This is a genomic window from Sphaerobacter sp. (genome assembly GCF_019683595.1).
In the GTDB taxonomy this organism is placed as follows: domain Bacteria; phylum Chloroflexota; class Chloroflexia; order Thermomicrobiales; family Thermomicrobiaceae; genus Sphaerobacter.
Window position 1 is genome coordinate 1 of sequence record NZ_JADGHZ010000170.1, and the last position, 7,164, is coordinate 7,164.

The 7,164-nt window shown below is 66.8% G+C and carries 5 protein-coding genes; 1 reads left to right on the forward strand and 4 read right to left on the reverse strand.

The genetic code is table 11. From position 1 onward, the window contains the following. Positions 1-60 precede the first annotated feature (60 nt). Positions 61-813 carry a gamma-glutamyl-gamma-aminobutyrate hydrolase family protein gene (locus tag IRZ30_RS14145; protein ID WP_294086094.1) on the forward strand — a complete coding sequence of 251 codons (753 nt, stop codon included), beginning with the start codon at positions 61-63 and terminating at the stop codon, positions 811-813. An 83-nt stretch (positions 814-896) separates the two neighbouring features. On the opposite strand, the gene lon is transcribed toward IRZ30_RS14145, so the two are convergent. From lon to IRZ30_RS14165, 4 genes are all read right to left on the reverse strand, one after another. After that, positions 897-3,410, reverse strand: a complete 2,514-nt coding sequence (lon, locus tag IRZ30_RS14150) for an endopeptidase La (protein WP_294086095.1) — start codon at positions 3,408-3,410, stop codon at positions 897-899. A gap of 6 nt (positions 3,411-3,416) precedes the next feature. Further along, entirely contained in the window at positions 3,417-3,878 is a 462-nt protein-coding gene (locus IRZ30_RS14155; protein ID WP_294086096.1) for an Hsp20/alpha crystallin family protein, read from the reverse strand. 220 nt (positions 3,879-4,098) lie between these two features. Then, entirely contained in the window at positions 4,099-5,022 is a 924-nt protein-coding gene (locus IRZ30_RS14160; protein WP_294086097.1) for a decaprenyl-phosphate phosphoribosyltransferase, read from the reverse strand. Positions 5,023-5,070: 48 nt separating this feature from the next. Next, positions 5,071-6,822 (reverse strand): putative glycoside hydrolase, encoded by a 1,752-nt coding sequence (locus IRZ30_RS14165; protein ID WP_294086098.1) that lies wholly within the window; start codon positions 6,820-6,822, stop codon positions 5,071-5,073. Positions 6,823-7,164 lie beyond the last annotated feature (342 nt).

Sequence of the window (7,164 nt, forward strand, 5' to 3'; positions counted from 1 at the left end):
CCCGCCCGATAATCCCCCAACCAACTGGCCAGCCGTGCTGCGAAGGGAGCGCCCTGCACGATGACACCGATCATTGGCATCACCCCGTCGTTGGTTCCCGGGCCCGCAGACCGCCCCGGACGCCGCCTATCGCTGGCGGCCGACTACGTTCAGGCGGTCGCCGCGGCCGGCGGCACCCCGATCGTCCTGGCGCCCGTCGACGGTCCCGTCGACCGGCTGTTGGACGTGATCGACGGGCTGCTCCTCAGCGGTGGAGGCGATATCCGACCCGACCGGTTCGGCGACCAAGAGGTTCATCCCACGGTCGAGGGCATCGACGACCTGCGCGATACCTTCGAACTGGCGCTGGTGGAAGGCGCCATGCGCCGCGGCCTCCCCATCCTCGGGATCTGCCGCGGCTGCCAGGTGCTGAACGTGGCGCTGGGCGGCACGTTGATCCAGGACATCCCGGACCAGCACGGCACGGCGATCGCGCACCGCCAGTCGGACCAAAACATCCCGCCCAGCGAACCGAGTCACACGGTGGCCGCCGAGCCCGGTTCGCTGCTCGACACCGTCTACGGCGCCACCGACCTCCAGGTCAACTCCTTCCACCACCAGTCCGTCCGGGACATTGCCCCGCGCCTTCAGGTCATCGGCCGGGCGCCGGACGGGATCGTCGAGGCGGTCTGGTGCCCGGATGCAGCATGGGTGCTCGGGCTCCAGTGGCACCCGGAGTTGATGTTCCAGGCCCATCCCGAGCATCTCCGCCCCTTCCAGGCGCTCGTCGCCGCGGCGACCGGCGCGCGGCAGGCCACGGCAGCCGCGGACTGACGGCGCCCCACCAACGCGGAAACGACAATGCGGGCGGCACCGATGGTGCCGCCCGCATCATGTTGTCGCCTGTAGTGCGCTGCCTAGAAGGATGCGTCGCCGCTCGGCTGGCTGGCCGCCGCCACCTCGCGCACCTCGCGCTCGGGCGCACGGCCTGCCCGTGCCTCGGAGACACGCACCTTGAACTCGTCGGGCATCGCCACCCGCAGGGCTTCGTCGATACTGTCAACCAGGACGAACTCCATGTTCTCCCGCAGCGACGGCGGCAGATCGTCCAGGTCGGGCTCGTTGCGCTTCGGCAAGATGAAGGTCGTGATGCCGGCGCGAGCCGCCGCCAGCGCCTTCTCCTTGATGCCGCCCACCGGCAGCACCTGCCCACGCAGGGTGATCTCACCCGTCATCGCCACCTCGTCCCGCACCGGGATTCCGGTCAGGAGCGAGACGAGCGCGACCGTCATCGCCACGCCTGCCGACGGCCCGTCCTTGGGGATCGCGCCCGCCGGCACGTGGACATGCAGATCGCTCTCCTTGAAGAAGTCCGGATCGATCCCGAAGTCGCTGGCCCGCGCCCGCACCAGGCTAAGCGCCGCCTGCGACGACTCCTTCATGACGTCGCCGAGCTGACCGGTGATCGTCAGGTTGCCGCGGCCCGGCATCCGGGATGCCTCGATGAACATGATGTCGCCACCGACCGGCGTCACGCCGACCCCGATCGCCACACCCGGCACCGACGTGCGCTCGCTCAGCTCCTCGTAGAAGAACCGGCGCTTGCCCAAGAACTCCCGGATGTGCTCCGCCTCGATGGTGGACGGGATCTCCTGGCCCTCGGCCAGCCGCGTGGCCACCTTCCGCGCCACGCTCGCGATCTCGCGCTCCAGGTTCCGGACGCCCGCCTCGCGGGTGTAGTGCTGGATGATCTCCAGCAACGCCTCATCGGAGAAGGACACCTCGTCCGCCGACAGCGCGTGGCGCTTGAGCTGCTTGGGAACCAGGTACTTCCGCGCGATGTTCAGCTTCTCCTCGTCGGTGTACCCGGAGAGCTGCAGGATCTCCATCCGGTCGCGCAGCGGCGCCGGGATGGTATCCAGCATGTTCGCCGTGGCGATGAACATGACCTTCGACAGGTCGAAGGGCACGTCCAGGTAGTGGTCCCGGAACGAGTGGTTCTGCTCCGGGTCCAGCACCTCGAGCAGCGCCGACGAGGGATCACCGCGCCAGTCAGCCCCGAGCTTATCGATCTCGTCCAGGACGAAGACCGGGTCGTTGGTTCCTGCGCGGCGGATCGCCTGGATGATGCGCCCCGGCATGGCCCCGATGTAGGTCCGCCGGTGGCCGCGGATCTCAGCCTCGTCGCGCACGCCACCGAGCGACATCCGGGTGAACTGCCGGCCGAGCGCCCGCGCGATCGACTGGGCGAGGCTCGTCTTACCCACACCCGGCGGGCCGACGAAGCACAGGATCGGCTCACGCGCGTCCTCGTCGGCGTCGACCGCCCGCTCCTGGCGCAGGCGCCGCACCGCCAGGTACTCGAGGATCCGCTCCTTGATCTTCTCCAGATCGTAGTGGTCCTCGTCGAGGATCTGGCGCGCCTTGGCGACGTCGATCCCCTCTTCGGAGCTCTTGTTCCACGGCAGGGCGGTGAGCCAGTCGAGGTAGGTCCGGATCACCCCGTACTCGGCCGCGGCCGGCGGCAGCTTGGACAGGCGGTCCAGCTCGCGCCGCGCCTCGCGCTCGGCCTCCTCGGGCATGCCGGCCTCGTCGATCTTGGCCCGCAGCTCGTTGATCTCGGCTTCCTGCTCGTTGGTCTCACCCAGCTCCCGCTGGATCGCCTTGAGCTGCTCGCGCAGGTAGTACTCGCGCTGGGTCTTGCCGACCTCTTCCTGGACCTCGCTCTGGATCTTCTTGCCCAGCTCAAGCAGGTCCAGCTCCTTGCTCATGAAGGCGTTCAGCCGCTGGAGCTTGGCGCGGACGCTATCGAGCTCGAGCAGCGCCTGCCGCTCCTCGGCCTCCATCCGCAGGTTGCTCGCGATCAGGTAGACCAGGTGCAGCGGATCATCGACGTTCAACGCCGCCGTAACGAGCTCCTCCGGGAGGTTGGAGACCAGCGAGACCAGCCGCTGGAACAACTCCTGAGAGTTGCGCACCAGCGCCTTGATCTCCACCGTATCCTCGACCTCCTCCGGGATCTCCTCGACCCGGGCGGTCAGGTACGGCTCCTCGCCGAGCCACTCGACGATCCGCATCCGGCGCTGCCCCTGGACCGCCAGGCGGACGGTCCCGTCGGGCACGCGCATCATCTGGTGGATGCTGGCGATGGTCCCGATCTCATAGGTCTCGCCGGGACCGGCGCCCTCCTGCTCAGGATCCTTCTGCAAAACCATGCCGACGATGCGGTCGCCCGAGACGACGTCGTCGATCAGGCGGAGCGACCGTGGCTGGCCGGCCGCCAGAGGGACGAGCGTCAGCGGGAAGACCACCGTGCCCCGCAGCGGGAGGATGGGCAGCACCTGGGTCGTCGACTGCTCCTCGGTCTGCTCCTCCTCAGGCACCTCGTCGACCGGGTCGTATGCCTGTTCGTCTCGGAATCGTTCGACCATTCAGCGTTACCTCTCTCCGTCAGTCGCAGGCTCGCCGGCTCGCGGCACGATGCGTGTCGCCTGCGCCCGAGGCAAGGTCACCCGCAAGAACCCGTTCTCATAGACCGCTTCGACTTCGTCGAGCACAACCGGAAACGGCAGGAAGACCTCTGCCTCGAAAGGTCCGTAGGCAATCCCCATCTCGTGGTAGGTGCGCTTGGGATGCGGCGCCACGTTCGGGCGCGTCCCGGTGATGTGGAGGACGGTGTCGTCCACGACCACCTGCAGCTCATCCTCGCGCACGCCCGCGATCTCGACCGTGACCACCAGCGCGGTGTCGCACTCGTACACCTCAACTGGCGGTCGCCAGACGCCGACGTGGGAGCGGGACAACGGGCGGCTGCTGATCACTAGGGAGCGGAAGACCTCTTCCATCTCCTGCTGGATCCGCTCCGTGCCCCGGGTACCATGCCTACGCACGATCAACATGAGTGCCCGTCCTCTACTCCGACTGGATCCCCGCTGATGTCATCGCAAACACGAGTCCATACCTCGGCCGCCCCCCGCGCTCTGGCGCGCCCCAGTGGGGCAGGAACCGAGTTCACGCGGGCCGGACGCCGGACGAGCGACCGCTTCCGGATTCACCCGAGTATAACACGGACGAAGGAGTCCTGCAACAAAGCGAATAGGGAAGTTGACTTAGACCATATCAATTCCAGGGTTGATACAGGATGAGGGTGGTGGTGATGCCCCAGAGGACGATGCTCAGCAGCAGCGGCATGTCGTCGAGCAGCACCTGCTCCGGCGCCCCGCCGCTGTTCTTCTGATGCACCAGGAAGAGATAGCGGAAGATCCCGTAGATCACGAACGGGATGGTCAACATCATCGCGTGGTTGTCCGGCAGGTTGGGCGCCGAGAAGGTGTAGAGCGAGTACGCCATGATGGTCGCGGCCGAGACGACGGCGATCAGGTCGTCCAGCAGCTTCGGCGAGTAGTCATCCAGGATTTTGCGGTGCGCCCCGGCGCTGTCGTCCAGCAGCACCAGCTCATGCCGCCGCTTGGCAAAGCCGATGAAGAGTGACAGCAGGACCGTGCAGACGTAGAGCCACGGCGAGATCGGCACATCGATCACCACGGCCCCGGCAGCGGCACGCAGCACGAAGCCGCCGGCGATCACGAAGACGTCGATGATCACCCAGTGCTTCAGCACGAAGGTGTAGGCCAGCATCAGGACGGCGTAGAGCAGCAAGATCCCGGCGAAGAGCGGAGTGATCAGCGCCGCGACCGGGAGCACCACCAGCGCGATCACCGCAATCGCCAACTTGGCCAGGCCGGGGCTGAGTCGCCCGGACGCGATCGGTCGCTTCCGCTTGAGCGGATGATGGCGATCGGCCTCAGCGTCGAGCAGGTCGTTGAAGAGATAGACGGCGCTGCTGGTCAAGCAGAAGAGGACCGCGGCCAGCGCGACGAGGGCGAATTTGTCGGCTTCGAATAGTCGCCCGTCAAAGACCAGCGCCGCGAAGACCACCGCGTTCTTCGTCCACTGCTTCGGCCGCATGGCCTCGACCAGTGCCCCTAGCCGCGAGGCGACTGCGGGCGTGGCGTCGGCCGATGGCGTGCTGGGTCGAACCACGACGAACTCCTCCGTGCCTGTATCGAGGGCGCGGCAGCGAGCCGCCGACTACGACTTCCGCAGCCCGCCCTCGTGGTACTCGCTGGCAGCGTTCCAGAGCATCCAGCCGGAACTGCCGAACTCTTCCGAGGCCCGGATCTGCGCTCGCACCTCGTTGTCGCCGTACTCAATCCCGGGCCCGTAGGAGAAGTCTTGCAGCCACGGCCGGAACTTGCGAGCCTCATCCGGCACGCGCTCGGCACCGTTTTCCAGACTCCACAGGATCACTTCGTACGGATGGTCATTCGGAATGTCGAAGCCCATCGAGCCTTCGTAGAAGTGCGACGGGTAGACCATGGGACAGATGTAATCGACCTGCGGCACGATCGCCTCCAGGTTCTGCCCGATGCCGCCGTCGCTCAGCTCCCAGAACGTGAGGCCGAACACATCGACCGCGAAGTATGCGGGCGTCGGCGCCAGTGCATCGCGCACCTGAGTAAGGAAGTCCCGGATCGCGGCAATGCGCGTCTCGGTGTTGTGCTCCACCCCATACTCGGCCTCATCGAGCGGCCCGTCGCTCGGGAAGCGGATGTAGTCGAGCTGGATCTCATCGAACCCGAGCTGCGCCGCCTCCAGTGCCAGCGCGGTGTCGTAATCCCACACTTCCTTGCGGTGCGCGTTGACCCACGCCAGCCCGTTCCAGGTGCGCCACAGCCCACCATCCGGGCTGTGGATTGCCCAATCCGGCCGCTGCTCGGCCAGGATCGGATCCTCAAAGACGACGATGCGTGCGATGGCATAGATGTTGTTCGCATGGAGCGCCTCGACGACGGCCTTCGGGTCGAGGATCGGCTGGACAGCCCCGATCTCATGGGCCAGTGATACCTGCGTGTCGTAGTAGACCGAGCCGGAGCTGTCCTTCAAGTCCACCACCATCGCGTTCAACTCGGTGCGCCGGACCAGGTCGATCTTCTGCTGAAATTGCGTCGGGTCGGCCGCCACCTCGGCGGGGACATAGATCGCCTTCGCCTGGAACGGCTGAAGCTGCGCATCGATCCGCATGCTGGGATTCAGTGGCACCTTCGCCGCTCGGTAACCCGGCGCCTTGACGACCACGTCGCCCGACTCGGGGGCACCCTCCAGACGGAACTGGCCGTCGTCCCCCGTTGTCGTCTGCGCGGTGCCAATCGCAACCCGCGCGCCCGGGATCGGCTGCCCCTCATCGTCCGTGACACGACCAGTGAGGACATCGGGTCGCAGCGCCAGCTCGAAGGTGGTCCGCCGCCCGATCTCCATGGTGACATCGCTGTAGTCCGCGGAGGTGACGACGAGCGAGGCGCCCTCGGGCACGTCCCGCAGGACGAAACTGCCGTCCTCGCCGGTGGTGGTCGACGCGACGACCGTGCCCGGCGGCGCGTGCGCCTCGACCGTGATGCCGGAGAGCGGCCGATCATCCCCGGCCAACCGGATCACCCCTCGAACCACGTTCGGGCGTAGCGCGACGCGGATGTCGTTACCGGCAAGGGGGAGTGCGAGTGCCTGCGGGTCGTAGCCGTCCTTCTCAATGCGGATCTCGACGGCATCGTCCGGCACGCGGAAGCGGCCACGCTTATCCGTTTGGGTCTCGGAGGTTCCAAAGATGACGCGCGCGTCCGCCACCGGCTCGTCGGTGTAGGCGTCCACGACCGAGACGGTGTACCCACGTCCCTGGATGAAGTGCTGGTAGGCGAAGACGCTCGAGAACCCGACCAGTGGCACGACCAGGATCAGACTGTACCACCAACTGACTCGATCCCATCGTCGTCGTCGCCGCCGAGGCAATGCTTGCCGTCCCCCTTCCGGTCGGGCCCGTGGCGCGGCACCGCACTCTCCGCCGCTCATGAACCCTCATCGCCTGGCGATCGCGCCACAACGGGCGAGCGGTTTGCATCTCCGTCCGCAACAACGGGCCGCATGACGTGTTCCTCATGCGGTGCTGGCACAGTATGCCATACTCGCCTCCCCGCGCTAGCCGTGACCTGGCGTTCCGCCGGCGACAATGATTGACCCGACGTGTGGCCGACCCGTATAATCCGCCGAAGGTGCGGGCCGGTTGAGGGGGAGGGGCCCGCGCGCTCGTGACCAGTGATAGGTTGGCGACCGTTGGATCTCTCCGATGTGTTG